At 71.3% G+C, this 19,434-nt stretch carries 14 protein-coding genes and 1 other RNA gene; 5 read left to right on the top strand and 10 right to left on the bottom strand.

The window, feature by feature from the left end; genetic code table 11:
* The first annotated feature begins 63 nt into the window (after positions 1-63).
* Both AB0F81_RS28485 and panB read left to right on the top strand, forming a co-directional pair.
* On the top strand, positions 64-1,845 hold the full coding sequence (locus AB0F81_RS28485; protein WP_360202087.1) for an NAD+ synthase: 1,782 nt from the start codon (positions 64-66) through the stop codon (positions 1,843-1,845).
* 142 nt (positions 1,846-1,987) lie between these two features.
* The gene (gene panB, locus AB0F81_RS28480; RefSeq protein ID WP_360202085.1) at positions 1,988-2,818 is read left to right on the top strand and encodes a 3-methyl-2-oxobutanoate hydroxymethyltransferase; all 831 of its coding nucleotides are present in this window, start codon (positions 1,988-1,990) and stop codon (positions 2,816-2,818) included.
* Positions 2,819-2,858: 40 nt separating this feature from the next.
* Here panB and AB0F81_RS28475 read toward each other — a convergent pair whose 3' ends face one another.
* The 4 genes from AB0F81_RS28475 to AB0F81_RS28460 all read right to left on the bottom strand — a co-directional run bounded on the left by AB0F81_RS28475 (position 2,859) and on the right by AB0F81_RS28460 (position 11,639).
* Positions 2,859-4,448, bottom strand: coding sequence for an RNB domain-containing ribonuclease (locus AB0F81_RS28475; RefSeq protein ID WP_360202083.1), 1,590 nt, complete (start codon positions 4,446-4,448; stop codon positions 2,859-2,861).
* A gap of 113 nt (positions 4,449-4,561) precedes the next feature.
* On the bottom strand, positions 4,562-9,790 hold the full coding sequence (locus tag AB0F81_RS28470) for a hypothetical protein (protein WP_360202082.1): 5,229 nt from the start codon (positions 9,788-9,790) through the stop codon (positions 4,562-4,564).
* Between the two features lie 480 nt (positions 9,791-10,270).
* Positions 10,271-10,477, bottom strand: coding sequence for a hypothetical protein (locus AB0F81_RS28465; protein WP_106316737.1), 207 nt, complete (start codon positions 10,475-10,477; stop codon positions 10,271-10,273).
* 136 nt (positions 10,478-10,613) lie between these two features.
* Complete coding sequence (locus AB0F81_RS28460) at positions 10,614-11,639, bottom strand: aspartate-semialdehyde dehydrogenase (protein WP_360202079.1); 1,026 nt, start codon at positions 11,637-11,639, stop codon at positions 10,614-10,616.
* A gap of 102 nt (positions 11,640-11,741) precedes the next feature.
* Between AB0F81_RS28460 and AB0F81_RS28455 the strand changes: the two genes are divergently transcribed.
* Positions 11,742-12,530 carry a methyltransferase domain-containing protein gene (locus tag AB0F81_RS28455; protein ID WP_360202078.1) on the top strand — a complete coding sequence of 263 codons (789 nt, stop codon included), beginning with the start codon at positions 11,742-11,744 and terminating at the stop codon, positions 12,528-12,530.
* Positions 12,531-12,532: 2 nt separating this feature from the next.
* Here AB0F81_RS28455 and AB0F81_RS28450 read toward each other — a convergent pair whose 3' ends face one another.
* Genes AB0F81_RS28450 through AB0F81_RS28435 form a run of 4 tightly spaced genes read right to left on the bottom strand, consistent with a single transcriptional unit; the run spans position 12,533 to position 16,278 of the window.
* Positions 12,533-13,126: a M15 family metallopeptidase gene (locus AB0F81_RS28450; protein WP_360202076.1), complete on the bottom strand. Its 594-nt coding sequence runs from the start codon at positions 13,124-13,126 to the stop codon at positions 12,533-12,535.
* Positions 13,108-14,259 carry an ABC transporter permease gene (locus AB0F81_RS28445; protein ID WP_360202074.1) on the bottom strand — a complete coding sequence of 384 codons (1,152 nt, stop codon included), beginning with the start codon at positions 14,257-14,259 and terminating at the stop codon, positions 13,108-13,110. Before AB0F81_RS28445 ends, AB0F81_RS28450 begins: the two co-directional genes overlap by 19 nt.
* A gap of 40 nt (positions 14,260-14,299) precedes the next feature.
* On the bottom strand, positions 14,300-15,208 hold the full coding sequence (locus AB0F81_RS28440) for a threonine/serine dehydratase (RefSeq protein ID WP_360202072.1): 909 nt from the start codon (positions 15,206-15,208) through the stop codon (positions 14,300-14,302).
* Positions 15,209-15,219: 11 nt separating this feature from the next.
* Positions 15,220-16,278 (bottom strand): type I glyceraldehyde-3-phosphate dehydrogenase, encoded by a 1,059-nt coding sequence (locus AB0F81_RS28435; RefSeq protein ID WP_360202070.1) that lies wholly within the window; start codon positions 16,276-16,278, stop codon positions 15,220-15,222.
* 203 nt (positions 16,279-16,481) lie between these two features.
* On the opposite strand from AB0F81_RS28435, the gene AB0F81_RS28430 reads away from it, so the two are divergent.
* Complete coding sequence (locus AB0F81_RS28430; RefSeq protein ID WP_360202068.1) at positions 16,482-16,847, top strand: toll/interleukin-1 receptor domain-containing protein; 366 nt, start codon at positions 16,482-16,484, stop codon at positions 16,845-16,847.
* Here the strand turns inward: AB0F81_RS28430 and AB0F81_RS28425 are convergent.
* Positions 16,837-17,604 carry a sulfite exporter TauE/SafE family protein gene (locus AB0F81_RS28425; RefSeq protein WP_360202067.1) on the bottom strand — a complete coding sequence of 256 codons (768 nt, stop codon included), beginning with the start codon at positions 17,602-17,604 and terminating at the stop codon, positions 16,837-16,839. The two genes, AB0F81_RS28430 and AB0F81_RS28425, sit on opposite strands and share 11 nt — an antisense overlap.
* A gap of 83 nt (positions 17,605-17,687) precedes the next feature.
* On the opposite strand from AB0F81_RS28425, the gene rnpB reads away from it, so the two are divergent.
* Positions 17,688-18,099: RNase P RNA component class A (rnpB, locus tag AB0F81_RS28420), an RNA gene on the top strand.
* 12 nt (positions 18,100-18,111) lie between these two features.
* On the opposite strand, the gene AB0F81_RS28415 is transcribed toward rnpB, so the two are convergent.
* Entirely contained in the window at positions 18,112-19,329 is a 1,218-nt protein-coding gene (locus tag AB0F81_RS28415) for a pentapeptide repeat-containing protein (protein ID WP_360202065.1), read from the bottom strand.
* Between the last annotated feature and the right edge of the window lie 105 nt (positions 19,330-19,434).

Below are 19,434 nucleotides of genomic sequence, written 5' to 3'. Positions count from 1 at the left end.
TCCTTTCCGCCGAGACTACGCTGGCCGCGCCCCGTGATGATGGCCCGGGTAAGAATGTGGGGCATGCCAACGCTGCGCATCGCCCTCGCTCAGGTGAACTCGACAGTCGGTGACATTTCCGGCAACGCGACCGCGATTCGCCACTGGTCGCGGGAAGCGGCCGGCGCCGGGGCCCACCTGGTCGCCTTCCCGGAGATGATGCTGACCGGTTACCCCATCGAGGACCTGGTCTTCCGCAACTCGTTCGTCTCCGCCTCCCAGCAGGCACTGCGCACCCTCGCCGCCGACCTGGCCGCGGACGGGCTGGGCCACCTGGCCGTGGTGGTGGGTTACGTGGACGCCGACGGCCCGGCCGCCACCAGCGCCGACGCCACGCCGGGAACCGGCCGGCGGGACGCCTCCGCGCTGCTGCACGGCGGTGCGGTGGTCGCCACCTACTTCAAGCACCACCTGCCCAACTACGGCGTGTTCGACGAGGACCGCTACTTCGAGCCGGGCACCGAGCTGACCGTGGTCCGGCTCGGCGGCGTCGACGTGGCGCTGACCGTCTGCGAGGACATCTGGCAGGCCGGCGGTCCGTTCACCGCGGCTCGCCGGGCCGGCGCGGGGCTGGTCGTCAACATCAACGCCTCGCCGTACGAGCTGAACAAGGACGACGTCCGCCTGCCCCTGGTGCAGCGGCGGGCCGCCGAGGCCGGGGCCACCGTGGCGTACGTGAACGCCGTCGGCGGGCAGGACGAGCTGGTCTTCGACGGCGACTCGATGATCGTCGCACCGGACGGGACGCTGCTCACCCGGGCCGGGCAGTTCACCGAGGAGCTGCTGGTCCACGACCTGGACCTGCCGGCCGCGGACGCCGCCCCGAACGCGCCGGGCGAGACGGACGCGGCCGCACCGGCGTTCGAGCAGGCGATCGACGACGACATGGCGGTGACCGTCGTGACCGTCGATCAGGCGCTGAGCCCGCTGACCGGCCGGCGCGACGGCGGGATCGCCGACCGGGTCGCCGACGAGGCCGAGGTCTGGTCGGCGCTCACCCTCGGCCTGCGCGACTACGTCAACAAGAACCGCTTCCCGTCGGTGGTCTTCGGCCTCTCCGGCGGCATCGACTCGGCGGTGGTCGCGGCGATCGCGGTGGACGCCCTCGGCCCGGAACGGGTGGTCGGCGTCTCGCTGCCGAGCGGCTACTCCTCGGAGCACTCCAAGGACGACGCGGCCGACCTGGCCAAGCGCACCGGCCTGGACTACCGGGTGCAGCCGATCCAGCCGATGGTCGACTCGTTCCTGGCGAACATGTCGCTCTCCGGACTCGCGGTGGAGAACCTGCAGGCCCGGGTCCGTGGCGTGATCCTCATGGCGCTCTCCAACCAGGAGGGCCACCTGGTCCTCACCACCGGCAACAAGAGCGAGCTGGCGGTCGGCTACTCGACCCTCTACGGCGACTCGGTGGGTGGCTTCAACCCGCTCAAGGACGTGCCGAAGAGCATGGTGTGGCAGCTGGCCCGCTGGCGGAACACCCAGGGCGACCCGCCGATCCCGGAGAACTCGATCACCAAGGCGCCCAGCGCCGAGCTGCGCCCGGACCAGAAGGACTCCGACTCGCTGCCGGACTACGCGGTCCTCGACCCGATCATCAAGGGCTATGTCGACCACGACCTGGGGCGCGCCGAGCTGGTCGCGGCCGGCAACGATCCGGCCCTGGTGGACCGGGTGCTCCGCATGATCGACATCGCGGAGTACAAGCGGCGGCAGGCCGCGCCCGGCACCAAGATCTCCGGCAAGGCGTTCGGCCGGGATCGGCGTCTGCCTATCACGAACGGGTTCCGCGAAGGACAGAGCCTTTAGTCCGCTTCAGGGGCGGCGGGCGGGGCGGTCGGACGGCTGTGAGAACTTCCACTGAACCCTGACCGTGGGCCGGTTCCCGGTGCGACGATGTGCGCACCCGGGGACCGCATCCGCGCGGCCTCGAGGGAAGGAGATTTACCAAATGTCGGAGATTCCCACCCTGTACGGTGGCCCGCCCACCCGTCGAGTCCGCACCCGCGACCTGATCAACGCGAAAGTCCGCGGCGACCGCTGGCCGATGCTCACCTCCTACGACATGTACACCGCGTCGATCTTCGACCAGACCGGTGTGCCGGTCCTGCTCGTCGGCGACTCGGCGGCCAACAACGTCTACGGCTACGAGACCACCGTGCAGGTCACCGTCGACGAGATGCTCCCGCTGGTCAAGGCGGTGGTCCGGGCCACGAGAACCGCGCTGATCGTCGGCGACCTCCCGTTCGGCAGCTACGAGGAGGGCCCCACGCAGGCCCTGCGCACGGCCGTGCGGTTCATGAAGGAGGGCGGCTGCCACGCCGTCAAGCTCGAGGGCGGCCGCCGGATGGCGCCGCAGATCGAGGCGATCACCAGCGCCGGCATCCCGGTGATGGCGCACATCGGGTTCACCCCGCAGCGGGAACACACCATCGGCGGTTACCGCGTCCAGGGCCGGGAGAATGAGGGCGCCGAGGTGATCTCCGACGCCCGCGCGGTCGCCGACGCGGGCGCCTTCGCGGTGGTCCTGGAAATGGTGCCCGGCGAGGTCTCCAAGCAGATCACCAAGGAGCTGGCGATCCCCACCGTGGGCATCGGCGCCGGCCCGGACACCGACGCGCAGGTGCTGGTCTGGCAGGACATGGCCGGGCTGCGCACCGGCAAGGCGCCGCGCTTCGTGAAGCGTTACGCCGATCTCGCGGGCACGCTCGCCGAGGCCACGCGGCAATTCGCCGCGGAGGTCCGCGGCGGCGAGTTCCCCGCCGCCGAACACACCTTCTAAAACCCTTTCCGGTACGGGACGAGCACCGTCCCCGTACCGGTCAGGCCAGTTCGAACCGGACCGTGCGGGTGCCCGGGTCGGCGACCGTCAGCCGGACCGGCACCCGCCGGCCGAGCGGCAGTTCCCCGAGGCAGCGGGCCCGCACGGCCGGGTCGTCCACGGCGACCGTGCCGCCGGGCGGCCGTTTCGCGGACGGCTCGTCCAGATCCAGCACGGCCGCCTCGAAGGTCTCACCGACCCGGTGCTCCAGCAGCACCGCCTCGGCCAGGTCGATCGCGCCACGGTCGGCCGCCGAGGCGAGCCGGTCGGTGGCGGCCATCGCCTTGGGCAGACGCGGCAGGGCGTCCCGTGCCCAGTCCGGAACCGGGCGGCCCTCGTGCAGGGCCAGGCACACCTCGGTCGCGTACCGATCAGCAAGCCGCCGCAATGGGGCGGTGACGTGCGCGTAGGGCGCGCCCACCCCACCGTGCCCGGCCGCCGCGGGGTCCTTCATCAGCTCCGCCCCGCCGTGCCGGGCCGCCGCCCGGTCGCTGATCGCCTCCGCCCCGCCGTGCCCGGCCGCCGCCCGGTCGTTGACCGGCTCCGCCGCGCCGTGCCCGGCCGCCGCCCGATCCGTGATCGGCTTCGCCGCGCCGTTCGGCTCGACTGCAGCGTCAGCGGCCACGCCGAACGCCGTGTAGGCGGCGCCGCGCAGCAGGTCGGCCGCCTGGTCCAGGAAGGCCGCACCGTGCGGGCTGGCCGGATCGACCGAGGCCACCACGACGGACACCGGCGCGCCGGCCGGCCACGGCACGTCGAGCGCTTCCGCCGCGATCCGCAGTTTCGCCACTGCTTCCGGTTTCGGCGCCGGCATGGTCCGCAGCAGGCCGATCCCGCCGTCCAGCATGATCCGGGCCGCGGCCATACCGGTGAGCAGGGAGATCTGCGCGTTGTGCTCCTCCACCGGCAGCGGCGCCCGCAGCACCAGCCGCCAGCCGTCCCCGTCCCGCTCGATCTCCTGCGCCGGCAGCGGCAGATCCACCGCGCCCCGCTCGGCCGCCCGCCGCGCCAGCAACGTCCCGATCTCGGTCAGCAGGATCACCGGCTCCGGCGCCGTCCCCGCCTCGATCTGCTGCTGCACCCCGGCGTAGTCCAGCTTGACCCGGCTGCGAACCCGGGCCCGCTCCAGCGACACGGCAACCGTCTCGCCCGCGCTGTCCAGGTCGATCGTCCACACGACGGCGGCCCGCTCCACGCCGGGCAGCAGACTCACCGCCCCCTCGCTGAGCACCGGCGGGTGCAGCGGAATCCGCCCGTCCGGCAGATAGATCGTCTGCCCCCGAACCCAGCTCTCCGCCTCGATAGCCCCACCCGGCCGCACATAGGTCGCCACGTCCGCGATCGCATACCGCACGCGGTATCCCCCGCCGTCACGCCGGCTCAGATGCATGGCCTGGTCGAGATCCTGAGAACCCACCGGATCAAGCGTCAGGAACGGAACGTCGGTGCGATCCACCCCCGGCAGCGGCGTCACCCGCGCCACTTCCTCAGCCTCAACGATCACCGCGGCCGGGAACTCACCCGGCAGCCTCAGTTCCCGCCGCAGCACGGAGAAGTCGATCTGCGGCGCCAACACCCGTTTGATCGGCACCGACCATTCCTACCAGGCCCGGCCCCGCCCCGCCCTTTTCGCCGCGCGCCGCTCCCCAGGCCGGCCTTCAACACGACGACGGGCCGCACCTTCCGGCGCGGCCCGTCATCGCCCTACTTCTTGCGCGCCGCCACCCGCGTTCCGGTGCGCGCGGCATTGCCCCCCGAGGTACGGGTGACGCCGCCCCCCTTGGCCACGTTCCGGCCGGCCTGCTCTGCCTTCCCCGCGGTTGCCTTCCCGCTCCCGGCCTTGCCGGCTGCCGCGTTCCCGGTGGCCGACCTGCCACCCGCCGCCTTGCCGCCGGCCTTGCCACCTGCCGCATTGCCGGTAACCGACCTACCACCCGCCGCCTTACCGGCTGCCGCGTTGCCAGTAGCCGACCTACCACCCGCCGCCTTACCGGCGGCCCTGCCGTTGGCAGCGTTGCCGGTATCCGACCTACCACTCGCGGCAGTGCTGGCGGCCCTGGTGTTCGCCCGCCCAGCTCCGGCCTTGGCCGCCGTCGACCGGTTGGCCGCCCGCCGGGTCCCCGTCTCGGCCGCGACCTCAGCCGTAGCCTTGACCACCCGCTTGGCCGTAGCCGAAACGCTGCCGACCTCGGCCTCCATCTCGGCGACCGCCGCTTCCGCAGCCCGGGCCGCCTTGGAGACAGCCGCCTTCGCCGCGTGAACCGCACTCTCCACCGCGGCCGCCTTGGCCGCCGTAGCCTTGGCCCGCGCCACCGTCGTCTTGGCCGGTGCCGCAGCGCCGGCCCGCCCGCTGCCCCGCCCAGCCCCGGCAGCCTTGCCAGCGCTCGCCTTGGCTCCGCTCGCCTTGGTCCCGGCCGCCTTGGTCCCGCTCGCCTTGGTCCCGGCCGCCTTCGTCGCAGCCGCCCTGGTCCCCGTTGCCTTGGTCCCGGTCGCCCTGGCCGCTGTCGCCTTGGCCGCTGTCGCCTTGGCCGCTGTCGCCTTGGTTCCCGCAGCCCTCGCCGCTGTCGCCCTAGCTCCCGTCGCCTTTGCCGCCGCGGCCTTGGTGCCTGTCGCCTTAGCGGCCGCGGCCTTGGTGCCTGTCGCCTTAGCCGCCGCGGCCTTGGTGCCTGTCGCCTTAGCCGCCGCGGCCTTGGTGCCTGTCGCCTTAGCCGCCGCGGCCTTGGTACCCGTCGCCTTAGCCGCCGCAGCCTTGGTACCCGTCGCCTTAGCCGCCGCAGCCTTGGTACCCGTCGCCTTAGCCGCCGCAGCCTTGGTACCCGTCGCCTTCGTACCTGTAGCACTGGACGCCGCCCGGGTCCCCGCAGCCTTCGCTGCCGTCGCCTTGGTCCCGCCGGCCCGGGCTGCCATCGCCTTGGCGCCGGTTGCCTTCGTGCCCGCCCTGGTCCCGGCCGCGTTGGCCGCTGTGGCCTTGGCAGCGGTTGCCTTTGCACCAGAGGCCTTCGCCGCCGACCTGGTGCCCGCCGTCGTGGCCCTAGTGCCCGCCGCCTTCGCCGTCGTGGCCTTGGTGCCCGCCGCCTTGGCCGCAGTGGCCTTGGCCCCGGTGGCCTTGTTCGCCGACGCCTTGGCCCCGGTCGCCTTGACCCCCGCAGCCGCCTTGGTGCCCGTAGCCTTAGCCACCGTCGCCTTCGCGCCTGTCGCCTTGGCCGCCGTCCTGGTTCCCGCCGCCTTCGCTGCCGTCACTCTGGTACCGCTCGCCTTGGCAGTGGCCGCTTTCGACGCCGTTGCCTTGACCGCACCAGCCCTGGTTGCGGCCGTCGCCTTGCTCCCCGCCCGGCCACCGGCCGTCGCCTTGCCGGCCCGTGCGCTAGTTGCTTTGGCAGCGGTCGCCTTCGCCGGCATGGCCTTGGTCCCAGCGGCCTTCGTCCCCGTCGCCTTGATCCCTGCAGCCTTGGTCCCCGCGGCCTTTGCCCCCGCCTTCGTCGCGGTGGTCTTCACAGCCGTGGCCTTGGTCCCTGCGGCGGTCTTCGCAGCTGTGGCCTTGGTCCCGGCAGCCTTCGTCCCGGCAGCTTTGGCCCCTACGGCCTTGGTTCCGGCCGCCTTTGTCGCGGTGCTCCGAGTCCCTGCCTTGGTCGCGGTCGCCTTCGCCGGTGCCGCCTTAGTCGCTGTCGCCTTCGAGCCGGCTGCCCGAGTCCCAGTCACGGTGGACGAACCGGCCTTGGCCGCAGCTGTCTTAGCGGCCGCGCCCTTGGCCGGGGTGGCTTTCGCTGCGGTCGTCTTCGCTGCGGTTGCCGTTGCCTTCGTGGCGCTGGCCTTGGCGGCCTGCGCACCCGTGGCCTTAGCGCCAGTCGCCCGAGCGCCAGTCCCTGTCGCCTTGGTCCCCGTCGCCTTGGTCCCGGTCGCCTTGGTACCGGTCGCCTTGGTACCGGTCGCCTTGGTACCGGTCGCCTTGGTGCCCGTTGCCTTGGTGGCAATTGCTTTGGCAGCGGGCGCTTTCGCTCCTGAAGCCTTGGTACCGGCGGTCTTGGTGGCTGTTCCGCCCCCAGACTTCGCAGCCTTGGCGCCTGTCGCCGTCGATCCGGAGACCTCTGATCCGGTTTCGGCGGTCTTGGTGGCTGTCGCCCTCGATGGGGTACCGGTGGACTTGGACGCGGTGGCCTTCGAGCTGGCCTTGCCCGCGGCCTTTGTCCCGGTCGGGGCCGTTCCAGCGTCTGCGGTGGATGCGCCGCTTCCGGTGGTCACGGCTGTCTTGCGCGCCCCGGAACCCTTGACGCCGGCCGCCTTGGCGGCTGTGGCCTTGGCTTTCGCGCCGACCGCCTTGGTCGCCCGGGTCAGAGCTTCGCGTCCGCCGACCGATTCCGGGCCTGCGGCCTGCGAACCGGTGGGGGTCGTCTTCGAGCCGGCGCCGGTTCGCTCGGTGTTGGACCCGGCGCTGGTCGCCCTGGTCCGCCGGGGGCGCGCTGGTTCGGCGGGCGTCGTCGTGATGGCTTCCACCTCGGCTTCGACTTCGGCGCCGGCTTCGGCGGCGTCCTCTGCCGCTTCCGCCGCCTCCTCTGCGGCTTCGGCCGCGTTCTCCGCAGCCCAGGCCGCGGCTTCAGCGGCGTGGGCCGCCGCTCCGGCCGCCTTTGCCGCGGTGCCCGCAGCCTTGGCGACGACTTCGCTCGCCTGGACGCCGGACGCCTCCGCCGGTTCCTCGGCGGCGGGGGTGTCGGCGGTCCGGCCGGCACCGTTCTGCGCCGTCTCGGGAGAGCCGGTCTCCCTGCTCACCGGCATGGTGTCCGGTTCGGTGAGGTTCGGCACCCGGGCCACGCCCACCGCGACCGGGGCCGGTTCGTCGTCCTGGTTCGATGTCGACACGGCTTGGAAAGCCGGCGTCAGCCCGGCCGGCACGTCACCGTCGCGAAGGGGCCGAACCACCTTCGGCCGGTCGTCGTCCGCGTCGGCGGTGCCGAGAGCTTCCAGGTCGGGCCGGTCTGCTCCCCACTGGTCGGAGTCCCGGTCCGGGTGTGCCTCGTCGTCCTGCGGCCGGAACCAGCCACCCGCGAACGAAACGTCCGCCACCGAGGCGGCGTCGACCACGCCGGTCTCGTCGTTCTCGCGGACATCATCGGTGGAGACGGTGATCTGCGATTTCGGCATGTTGCTCATCGCGGCCGCGACGCGCCGGGGCTTGGCAGCCCGGCCGCCGGCCGCAGCACCAGCCCGGCCCGCCACCCGCTTGCCCGCCGCCTCAGCAATAGACCGAACCGGCACGCTTACCTTCGCCGAGCCCGCGCCGGCGTTGCTCTTCCCACGCCCAGCAGCCGCGGTACCGGCATTGCCCTTCCCGCGCCCACTAACCGCGGATCCGGCGTTGTTGCCACGCCCACCAACCGCGGCTCCAGCGTTGCTCTTGCCACGCCCACCAACCGCGGATCCGGCGCTATTGCCACGCCCGGCAACCGCGGATCCAGCGTTGCTCTTGCCACGCCCGGTGGTCTCGGAAACGGATCCGGCACGGGCCGTGATCGGCGCTGATCTGGAGTTCTGCCGGGAGCGACTGGCCGGAACCGCGACTGCCGAACCCGTCTTGGCCCGCCCCGTGCGCGGAGCAGGAGTGGCTGCTGCCGTCGACCGTCCGGACGCAACCGTCCGGGGAACGGCTCGGCTCGCGCCGGCCACAGACCGGGCTTTCGGGGCACTCGCTGCCGCAGTGGTTCGGCTGGACGCCTTGACCGCGGTTCCGGATGTCTTACGCGGCGCCGGAGCGGCCTTGCCTGATGCCCGGCTCGCCTGCGCCGGCGCAACGGCTCTCGTGGCGGGCGCCGCCTTGGCGGCCACGCCCTTCGTGACCGGGATCTTCCCGGCCGGCGCTGTTTTGGCGCTCGCTCGCTTCGCGGCGGCCGGGGTGGCGACCCCTTGCTTCTTCGCCGCTACGGCGTTCACCGCGCCCGGCTTCGCAGCCGCAGCCTTGCCGGCTGCCTTAGCGGTCACGGCCTTACCGGCGGCTGCATTGCTAGCCGCAGCCTTACCAGCAGTCGCTTTGGCAGCCGCAGCCTTACCAGCAGTCGCCTTGACAGCCGCAGCCTTACCAGCAGTCGCCTTGACAGCCGCAGCCTTACCAGCAGTCACCTTGACAGCCGCAGCCTTACCCGCGCCCTTGGCAGCCACGGCCCTGCCAGCCACCGACTCCGTCGCCGCAGTCTTACCAACGGCCTTGGCAGCCACGGCCTTGCCAGCCACCGACTTCGTCGCCGCGGTCTTACCGACGACCTTGGGGGCCACCGTCTTCGTCACTGCGCTCTTGCCAGCAGCAGCCACGGTCTTGCCGGTCAGCGCCTTGGTCGCCGCAGTCTTACCGGCCGCAGTCTTCGCACCGACCGCTTTGGCAGCCGCTGTCTTGGCATTCGCGCCGGCCGCACCCTTGAGGGTCGTGCTCTTGCCACCTGTTGGCTTGGCTGCCGGCTTCGCAGAAGCGCCGGCAACCGCACCAGCACGTCCCACCTTGGCGGTTCCGGCCCCGATCGCGCCGCTGGCCTTCTTCACCGCAGCAGACTTGCCGGCGATCGGTGCCTTCACCGTCACCGAGGCTGATCCACTTCGGTTCTTCACCGACGACGTCGCGGCCGCGACCTTCTTCGCTGCCGAGGGCTTGGCGACCGAAACGGACGCCTTGGCCGGCGCGGTCTTGCCAGACGCGGTCTTAGCAGGCGTGCTCTTAGCGGCCACGGCCTTGGCCGCCGCCGTCTTAGCAGGCGTGCTCTTTGCGGACACGGCCTTGGTCGCCGCAGTCTTGGCAGACGCGGCCTTAACTCCCGCGGCCTTGGCAGACTCAGCCTGAACCGGCGCGGCCTTGGCAGACACAGCCTTGACTCCCGCGGCCTTGGCAGACGCAGCCTTAGCCGGCGCGGTCTTGGCAGACGCGCCACCCGACGCCGGCACGCGCGGCTTCACCACAGCCCCGCCCTTGCTCCCCGGCCCACCGGCAGTGGTCCGTTTGCCAGCCGCCGCACCCTTCCCCGCCACAGCCCTCGACCCGGCTGCGGCCTTGCCCGCGACAGCCCGCTCAGGCGCCGCAGCCCCGCCAGCGCGCCGACCGGCCGCGGTGGCCGGCTTGGCAGCCGCCTTACCGGACCGGGCCGCCGGGATCGCCTGCGACGTCGCCTTGGCGGGCCGGGCAGCAGACTTCACGCCGGAAGCAGCAGCAGAGCGGGCCGGTTTGGACGCTGCCACGGCGCGCGTGCGGCCAGCCGTACCGGTGCTTGGTGGTTGGGGTTTGCTTTTTGATCCGGCGCCGGAGGCGGCGGGTCTGGTCGAGGCCTTCTTTGCAGCAGGCATCGAGGCAGCGGGCATCGAGGTGTTCCTCCTTGCGAATGACTGCGGGCACGTCCGCGCCTGGAGATGCGCGGTTCCGGCTGGAATCCCGGCACCGGGCGTTTAGCTGGCCTCCCCTGTCCAGCGGGCGTCCTCGGCATCCCACTCGGCATTGCGCTTCTCGACCGTTTCGAGTGCCCGCGTCGCTTCGTCAGCCGTGGCGTAGGGACCGAGCCGGTATTGGGCGGGGCACACGTCGTCCCCGCTTTCCACCCGGTGGTCGCGGAGGCACCAGAAGTAGCCTGCTCCGCCGAGCCCACTGTCGTTCATTCCATCACTGTGCCGCTAAAACCGGCCAAGCGCTACCGATTCGTGCCAAAAAGCCCAGATTTCAAATGTGTATCCCTCAGAAAACGACAAAACCGCCCCGGCCGAGACGGCCGGGACGGTTCGGAAACGCGAGAGATCAGCTCAGCTCGGCGGCGACCAGCTCCGCGATCTGTACGGCATTGAGCGCCGCCCCCTTGCGCAGGTTGTCGTTGGAGATGAAGAACGACAGCCCGTTCTCCGCCGTGGGGTCGACCCGGAACCGGCCCACATAGGACGGGTCCCGCCCGGCCGCCTGCAGCGGGGTGGGCACTTCGGACAGCTCCACACCGGGCGCGCCGGCCAGGATCTCACGGGCGCGCGACGGAGTGAGCGGCCGGGTGAACCGGGCGTTGACCTGCAGCGAGTGGCCGGTGAAGACCGGCACGCGCACGCAGGTGCCGGAGACCAGCAGATCCGGCAGCGCCAGGATCTTGCGGCTCTCGTTGCGGAGCTTCTGCTCCTCGTCGGTCTCGAAGCTGCCGTCGTCGACGAACGACCCGGCCTGCGGGATCACGTTGAACGCGATCGGCTTCGGGAACACCTTGGACTCGGGGAACTCCACGGCGGACCCGTCGTGGGTCAGCTCGGTCGCCCGGTCGGCGACCTTCTTGACCTGCTCGTCGAGCTCGGCCACGCCGGCCAGCCCGGCGCCGCCGACCGCCTGGTAGGTGGTGGCGATGAACGAGACCAGGCCGGCCTCGTCGTGCAGCGGGCGCAGCACCGGCATCGCGGCCATGGTCGTGCAGTTCGGGTTGGCGATGATGCCCTTGGGACGCTGCCGGGCCGCGTCGGGGTTGACCTCGGCGACGACCAGCGGCACCTCCGGGTCCATCCGGTAGGCCGAGGAGTTGTCGACGACGACGGCGCCGGCCTCGGCAACCCGGGGCGCGTACTCCTTCGAGCTGCCCTTGCCGGCGGAGAAGAGCACGATGTCGAGACCGCGGTAGTCAGCGGTCGCGGCGTCCTCGACGGTCACCTCGCCGGTGCCCCACGCGATGGTGCGGCCCGCGCTGCGCGCGGAAGCGAAGAGCCGGAGCTGGTCAACGGGAAACTGGCGCTCGGCCAGGATGCGGCGCATGACGCCACCGACCTGTCCCGTCGCACCCACAATGCCGATCCTCATGGGCACCAAAATACGGCCTGAACTGCGAACAAAGAAATCATGTTGTTCATCATGTGGGATAGGTGTCCCACATTTGAAGATCAGGGGTCTAGCTTCGAGGGCATGGCGACGTACACCCACGGGCACCACGAGTCGGTCTTGCGCTCACACCGCTGGCGCACCGCAGAGAATTCGGCGGCATACCTGCTGCCGCATCTTTCCTCCGGAATTTCCCTGCTGGACGTCGGATGCGGCCCCGGCACCATCACCGCTGACCTGGCGAGGCGTCTCACACCCGGCCGGGTCACCGCGCTGGAGCGCACAGAGGAGGCGCTCAGCCTGGCCCGCGACGCCATCGATCTGGCAAACGTGGACTTCGCCGTCGGTGACGTTCACTCGCTGGACTTCCCGGACGACAGCTTCGACGTGACGCACGCCCACCAGGTGCTGCAGCACGTGGCCGATCCGGTGGCCGCGCTGCGGGAGATGCGGCGGGTCACCCGGCCGGGCGGCGTGGTCGCCGCCCGCGACAGCGACTACGCGGGCTTCACCTGGTTCCCGCAGCTGCCCGAGCTGGACGAGTGGCTGGCGCTCTACCAGCGGGTGGCCCGCGGCAACGGCGGCGAGCCGGACGCCGGGCGGCGGATGCTGTCCTGGGCCCGCGCGGCCGGCTTCACCGAGGTCACCGCGACCGCGTCGGTCTGGTGCTTCGCCGACCCGGAGGACCGCGACTGGTGGGGCGGCCTCTGGGCGGACCGGATCCTGAAATCGGACATGGCCGACACCGCGCTGCGGACCGGCGCGGCCACCCGGGCCGACCTGGAACGCATCTCGGACGGCTGGCGGCGCTGGGCGGACGACCCGGACGGCTGGCTGATCATCCCGCACGGCGAGATCATCTGCCGCGCCTAGGCTCACCCCTTCGGGCGATAGGCCCAGTGCCACGGCTCGCGCGGCACGTTCTCCACGAAGCCGTACTTCTCGGCGTTCTGGCGCATCCAGCTCAGCGCCTTGTTGTTCAGGTCGAGGTCGGTGGCCATGCCCCAGCCGTGCGCACTGGTGCCCGGCTTGGCCGCCAGCCCGCCCTGGGAGTACAGGCCCTTGCGCCGGGCCAGGTCGACCTGCTCGGCGTAGGGCCGGTACGAGTCGGTGATGCCGATCGTGACACCCTCGCGCTTGGCGTCCTCGATCATCCGGTTCAGGTTCTCCGCGGCCGGCGCCCAGAGCTTGTGACTGGTGTTGCCGACCCGGCCCAGGGCGTTCTCCGGGATCCGGCCGTTGCCGAACCCGGCCAGGTCGACCGGAATGCCCTTGGCGTTGACCTCGTGCGAGTGCGAGTGGTTCTCCGCCGTCGACGCGACGGCGCTCTTCAGGTGCGCGGCGAAACTCGTGCCGCCGGCGCCGGACGTGGCGGTCCGCGCCGCCGTGGTGGTGGCCTGCTGAGTCTGCATCGCGATGATCCGGCTCTGGATGTCGGCGATGCGCGCGTTCACTCCCTCGATTCCCACGACTGTTCGTTCGGCGTGCGCCCGGAAATCTGAGGCTCGGCCGCGGAAAAACGTACCGTCGCCGCGAGATCGACCTCGGAGGTCCGGTCGCCCCGGTTCGGCAGGATGTTGGTGATCAGCACGATCAGGCAGCCGATCGCCGCGTACAGGCCGAGCACCAGCAGGTGGCGGCCGATCGGCGCGTCCGGGAAGTAGAGGTTGTCGCGCACCGCCTGCACGCCCGCGCCGGTGGGCAGGTTCTCCCCGAGGTGACGGCCGAAGGCCGGCAGGAACTCCGGCAGGATGCTGGCCCCGGAGATCACCGTGCCGACCGTGAAGTAGAACGCGCCGACCAGCGCGCCGGCCGGCCCGACCAGCGCCACGGCGCCGGCCGTCGACCCGGTCACCGCGAGCGAGATCAACGAGAAGATCAACAACATTTCGGTACGGTCAGCGCCCGCACCCACGCCGAACCAGCTCATCGACCAGAGCACCGCGGCCGCCGACCCGACCGCGTAGACGACCAGCGTGGCCAGGTGTCCGGCCCCGCGTTTCCAGGACCGCCGGGTGCGCGGGATCAACCGCCCCAGCCCCATCGAGGCGATCGTGCCGCCCAGCGACAGCGCCTGGGTCAGGAAGCCGAGCGAGACCCCGTTGACGTCGTCCGCCGGCAACGGCACCACGTCGGTCACCGCCGGCGCGGCGATCAGCGCCTGGGCCCGGGCGGCCGGGATCTGCTCGCCGAGCGCGGCCAGCTGCTGGGCCTTCTGCTGCTGCATGATCCCGGCGTAGGTGGTGCGCAGCAGCGACGCGGCGGAGGCGCCGGCCGCCCCGGCCACGTAGAGCATCGGCCGGTCACCGGTGAGATCCACCCCGCCGTAGACGTCCCGCTCCCGGATCGCCGTCAGCAGCCGGTCGGCCGAGGTGTAGTCGGTGACGGCGAACGCGCCGTCCTCCTCCAGCATCCCGGTGACGTGGGCGCGGTCCGCCTCGGCGGCGATCAGCCCGACCGGCAGGTCGTGCGGCGCGGCCCGGTGTCCCATGCCCAGGTAGTAGGCCGTGAGCAGAAGCTGGACGAGCACGCCCACCACACAGACCGCGAGGGCGAAGCGGCGGAACTGGCGTACCGAACTGATCTGGTTCTCCTCGGTCACGAGGTGAGCCTCGCCGACGCGGCGCCGCCGCGCGGGCGAATCAGGTCAGATCGGCCGGATCCGTGTTGGCGCCGCACAGCAGAACCGCCACCCGCTCCCCCGGCTCCGGCCGGTAGGCGCCGCAGATCAGGGCCGCCTGCGCCGCCGCGGTGCCGTGCTCGACCACGATCCGGTAGTCGTCCCAGAGCCGCCGGCGGGCCTCCACGATCGCCTCGTCCGGCACCAGCACCGAGGTGATCCCGGCGTCCGCGGCCAGCTCGTAGGCGATCCGCCCGGCCCGGCGCGCCCCCAGCGAGTCGGCGGCCACCCCGGAGACCGGCACGTCCACCGGCTCGCCGGCCGCCAGCGCCGCGTGCAGGGCACACGAGGTCACCGGTTCGACGGCGACGATCCGCGCGTGGTCACGCAGGGCGGCGATCACACCGGCGATCAGGCCGCCGCCGCCCACCGCCACCAGCACGGTGTCGAAGCCGTCCGGCAGCTGCTCCCGCAGCTCCAGGCCGAGCGTGCCGTTGCCCGCGACCATCGCCGGGTCGTCGTAGGCGTGACAGAACAGGGCGCCGGTCTCGTCGGCACGGACGGTCGCGGCCGCGTACGCCTCGGCGTACTCCTGACCGACCTGGACCACCCGCGCGCCCAGCTTGCTCAGCTTGGCCACCTTGACCGCCGGGGCGGTGACCGGAACGTAAACCTCGGCCGGCACGCCCAGCTCGCGCGCCGCATAGGCGGCCGCCAGGCCGGCGTTGCCGCCGGAGGCGGCCACGATGCCGGCCGCCGGCGGATCACCGGCGAGGATCTGGTTGAACATGCCGCGGGTCTTGAAAGACCCGGCATGCTGCGTGAACTCGAGCTTGAACCACCGGTCCGGCCCGGCCTGCACCACAGGGGTACGGCGGATCCGCCCCGCCACCCGGCGGGCGGCCTCGTGCACCTCGGAAATGTCGATCATCGGTTCCGAGCCTAGGCGACACTCCAGCTGACCCGGCTGGATGGGACGGGTAACCGCTCCCCCACGAGGCGAGCGATGTCGAGTAATCGGTTCGAGAAGCCCCACTCGTTGTCGAACCAGCCGCGGACCTTCACCCCGCCGTCCGCCGTGGTCTGGGTGCCGGACGGGTCGAACAGGCAGGACGCCGGGTTGTTCTTCACGTCGATCGACACGGTCGGGTCCGGGTCATAGGCCAGGATGCCGCGCAACGGCCCGGCCGCCGCCTCCGCCATCGCCCGGTTGACCTCCTCGACCGTCACCGGGCGGTCGGTCTGGCCGGAGAGCTCGGCCAGCGAACCGACCGGGGTCGGCACGCAGTAGTAGCTGTAGCGCATCTCGCCGATCTCCGGCAGCGCCACCCGCACCAGGTCCCCGACCACGTAGTTGTGCGGGATGATGCTCTCCCCGGAGGCCCGGCCCAGCCGCGGGTCGTCACGCGACGTGCCGATCACCGAGTCCTGCACCCGCTGCCAGCCCTGCGTCGCCAGCATCACCGAGGTGTTCACCGAGCTCAGGCCGAACCGGTCGAGCAGCACCTTCGCCATCACGGTGAGCGCGTTGACCCCGCACGAGGCCGGCGAGACCACGTCGTGCACCGCCGGGTTGTAGCTGTGATGGTTGGCCCCGAAGACGAGGAACGCGTCCGGGTCGTCGGCCGACGCGCTGATCACCACCTTGCGGGCGCCACCGTGCGTGATGTGGGTCCGCGCCGCGCTGCCCGCCCGGAACAGGCCGGTGGCCTCGATGACGACGTCAACACCCTCGTCGGCCCACGGGATCCGCTCCGGGCGCTCGTGGTGGAAGGCCCGGATCGCGTGATCGTTCACTACCAGATAGTCGCCGCGGGCGGTCACGGTGCCCGGGAACGCGCCCCGGACGCTGTCGCGCCGCAACCCGTAGGCCAGCTTCTCGGTGGGGGCGATGTCGTTCACCGCAGCGATCTCCACACCCGGGCTGGGCATGGTGGCGACCACCCGGGTCAAACTTCGGCCGATCCGCCCGAGTCCGTTGATCCCGATCGCGATGGTCATCGAGCGCTCCTCGGCTCCGGCTGCTTTGTCAGCATGTTCCCGTGACCAGGTGCCCTGTTTCCATTAGGGTCCACCCCCCGTCACCACATCGACACTATGAGTTGTGCAAGTTGCACGTCAACGGACGACATTCTCACACCACTCCAGCGACGGACATCGAATCCCAAGGGGCACAGTGGAGCGTCATCCGGCATGCTTTCAACGTGCCCATATTCGTCTCCCACGCAGCTCCGGATGAGCCCTGGGCACAGTGGATCGCCCACGAGCTGCGGGCCGCCGGCCACGTCGTACGCCTCGAAACCGCCGGTTCCGACTTCGCGCAGCGGATAACGACCGCGCTTTCCGGCCCCGATTCGGTCCTCGTTCTGATCTCCGCCGTGCATCGTGGCACCGACCTCGACTGGGCCGCCGTCGCCGCCCGGTCCTCGCACCGCGTCACCGTCGTCCGCCTCGACGCCGCCGAACCGCCCGGGCCGCTGCGCGCCCTGCCCTGCCGCAGCCTGCACGGGCTCGACGAGGAGGACGCCGTGGACACCCTGCTGGAGCTGGTCGGCGGCCCTATCCGATGAACGCCCGGCAGAACAGCAGCAGGCCGATCGCCGTGCCGAACGACACGATCAGGTATTTGAGGACCTTCGCCGGGAGGCGGCGGGCCAGCCGGGCACCCAGGTAACCGCCGACCACGGTGGCCGGCGCGACCAGCGCGACCGCGGCCCAGTCGACCTCCGCGAAGATCGCGAAGGTCAGCAGCGTGACCGAGCCGACCATCACCGACAGCACGTTCTTCAGCGCGTTGACCCGGTTCAACGGCTCGTCGATGATCAGCGCGAGCGCCGCCACGTACATCACGCCGAGCGCCGCCCCGAAATAGCCGCCGTAGACCGAGCCCGCGAACACCACCGACTGCAGCGTCACCGCCGCCCGGCGCGGCGACATCGCCCGCGGATGCCCCACCAGCGCGCGCAGCCGCTCCTGGAAGGCCAGCGTCGCCGTCGCGCCCAGCACCAGGAACGGAACCACCACCTCGAACGCGCGAGGCGGCGTCAGCAGCAGCAACGCGCACCCCGCCGCCGTGCCCACGGCCGCCGCCGGCAGGATCACCCGCACCCGCCGCCCCTGCCCGGCCAGATCGGCCCGGCTGCCCACCACGCTGGAGACGTAACCCGGGAACACCGACACCGAGTTCGTCACGTTCGCCTCGACCGACGGCAGCCCCACCGCGATCAGGCTCGGGAACGTGATCAGGGACCCGCCGCCGGCAATCGCGTTGACCGCTCCGGCGGCGACACCGGCCGCGACCAGCAGCAGCACAGAGGTGAGATCCATGGTGCCAGTGAATCTACGGCCTCCCGGTGCCGCCCGCGCTGCGATCTTGATCGAGCCAGGACGTAGGATTGCAGCGCGACGGACGAGTCGGCTGGGCGGCCGCGTCGGTGCCCTGCGAGGCATCGCCGAGGAACGTCCGGACTCCGCAGAGCAGGGTGGTTGTTAACGGCAACCCGGGGCGACCCGCGGGACAGTGCCACAGAAAACAGACCGCCGGCACGCACCACGGTGCGGCGCCGGTAAGGGTGAAACGGTGAGGTAAGAGCTCACCAGCACCCCGGGTGACCGGGGTGGCTCGGTAAACCCCACCCGGAGCAAGGCCAAGCAAGGCCACTCGCCGCAGGGCGGTGGCCGGCGCAGGCGTTCGAGGGCTGCTCGCCCGAGCCTGCGGGTAGGCCGCACGAGCCTGCCGGCAACGGCAGGCCGAGATGGATGGCCGCCACCGGCGACCAGAGGTCGCCGGAACAGAATCCGGCGTACAGGCCGACTCGTCCGTCGCCCACCAGGTCACGACCCCGAGGGCGGCGTTGACCACGTCGCGTCGTCGAACTCCGCGGGCTTGGCGAACGTGGCGTCATCGAACCGGGCTTCCGCGGAGAACGTCACCTCGTAGAACCAGGCGGTGTCGGAGAACGTCGCCTCGTCGAAGCGGGCATCGCCGGCGAACATCGCCTTTCGGAACCTCGCTCTCCCGGAGAACGTCGCCTCCCTGAACCAGGCCACCGCGAGGAATCTCGCCGCTCGGAATGTCGCTTCCCCAGAGAAGGCCGCCTTGTCGAATGCCGCGGCCCTGGAGAACGTCGCTTTCTCGAACGTCGCGTCACCCGAGAACGTCGTCCTCCCGAACCCGGCTATCTCGGAGAACGTGTCGTGAGCAAACCCGGCGTCTCCGGAGAACTCCGCTCCCGCGAACCGCGCACCTTGGGAGAACGTCACGGCGGTGAACCACGCATCCCGGGCGAACCTCGTCGCCCGGAAGCTCGCTTCGCCGAGGAACGTCGCCTCGTCGGACCACGCAACCCCGGAGAACGTCGCGTCGTCGAACACCGCCGGTCCGGAGAACGTGGCTCTCTCCAGCCACGTGTCCCCGTGGAACACCGCCTTGTCGGCCCGCACGTTTCGGACCCGGCATCGCGCAAAGTCAAGGTCGACCAGATAAGCACCGGTCAGATCAAGGTCGACATCGGGCCAGAACGCGGAGCCCGGCCGCAGATGGCTGGTGAGGATGCGCTGGGCGGTGAGCCGCACCTGGAGCTCCTGGTGCGAGTGCGCAAGAAGCGGCGCTTCCGCCTCGGCTGGTGGCGTGTAAGGCATCCGCAGGTATGCGCACAACACGTTGACGATCGTCTGCCGCTGCTCGGGGCTGTTCTGCGCCAGCCGCTCCAGTGCGTACAGCCCGCCCAGGCGGACCGCGGCATCAGCGTGGCCCAGCTGTTCGACGGCCTTGGTGTACAGCTCGGTCACCCGGCGCTCGGCCGCGTCCGCTTCGGCGTGTTCCTGCTTGCGCAGCTCGAGTTCCCGCGAACGCTCGGTGTTCTGCTCCGCGTGGTCCTGTTTCCGCAGTTCCAGGTGGTGAGCGTGCTCGGAGAGCCGCTGCCGGCGCATGGCGAGCAACAGTGCGGCGGCGGCGCCGGCCGCGGCGACGAACCCGAGGCCGTACTTGAGCGCTTCGATCTGCAGCTTGGCCCGGTCGGCGCCGGCGGTGTCGCCGGCGATCAGCCACATGCCGACTAGGTGTGATGTCCGGGGACGTTGGTCGAGCAAGTGTGACCACTCGATCTGACGATCGGCAACGGATCTTGTGAACAGATGAAGGCCTCCAACGGTGCA

Origin of the sequence: Actinoplanes sp. NPDC024001, from assembly GCF_040638955.1 — a bacterium.
Lineage (GTDB): Bacteria > Actinomycetota > Actinomycetes > Mycobacteriales > Micromonosporaceae > Actinoplanes.
The sequence above is the reverse complement of the archived record's forward strand: the minus strand, read 5'-3'. Positions and strand labels throughout refer to the sequence as shown.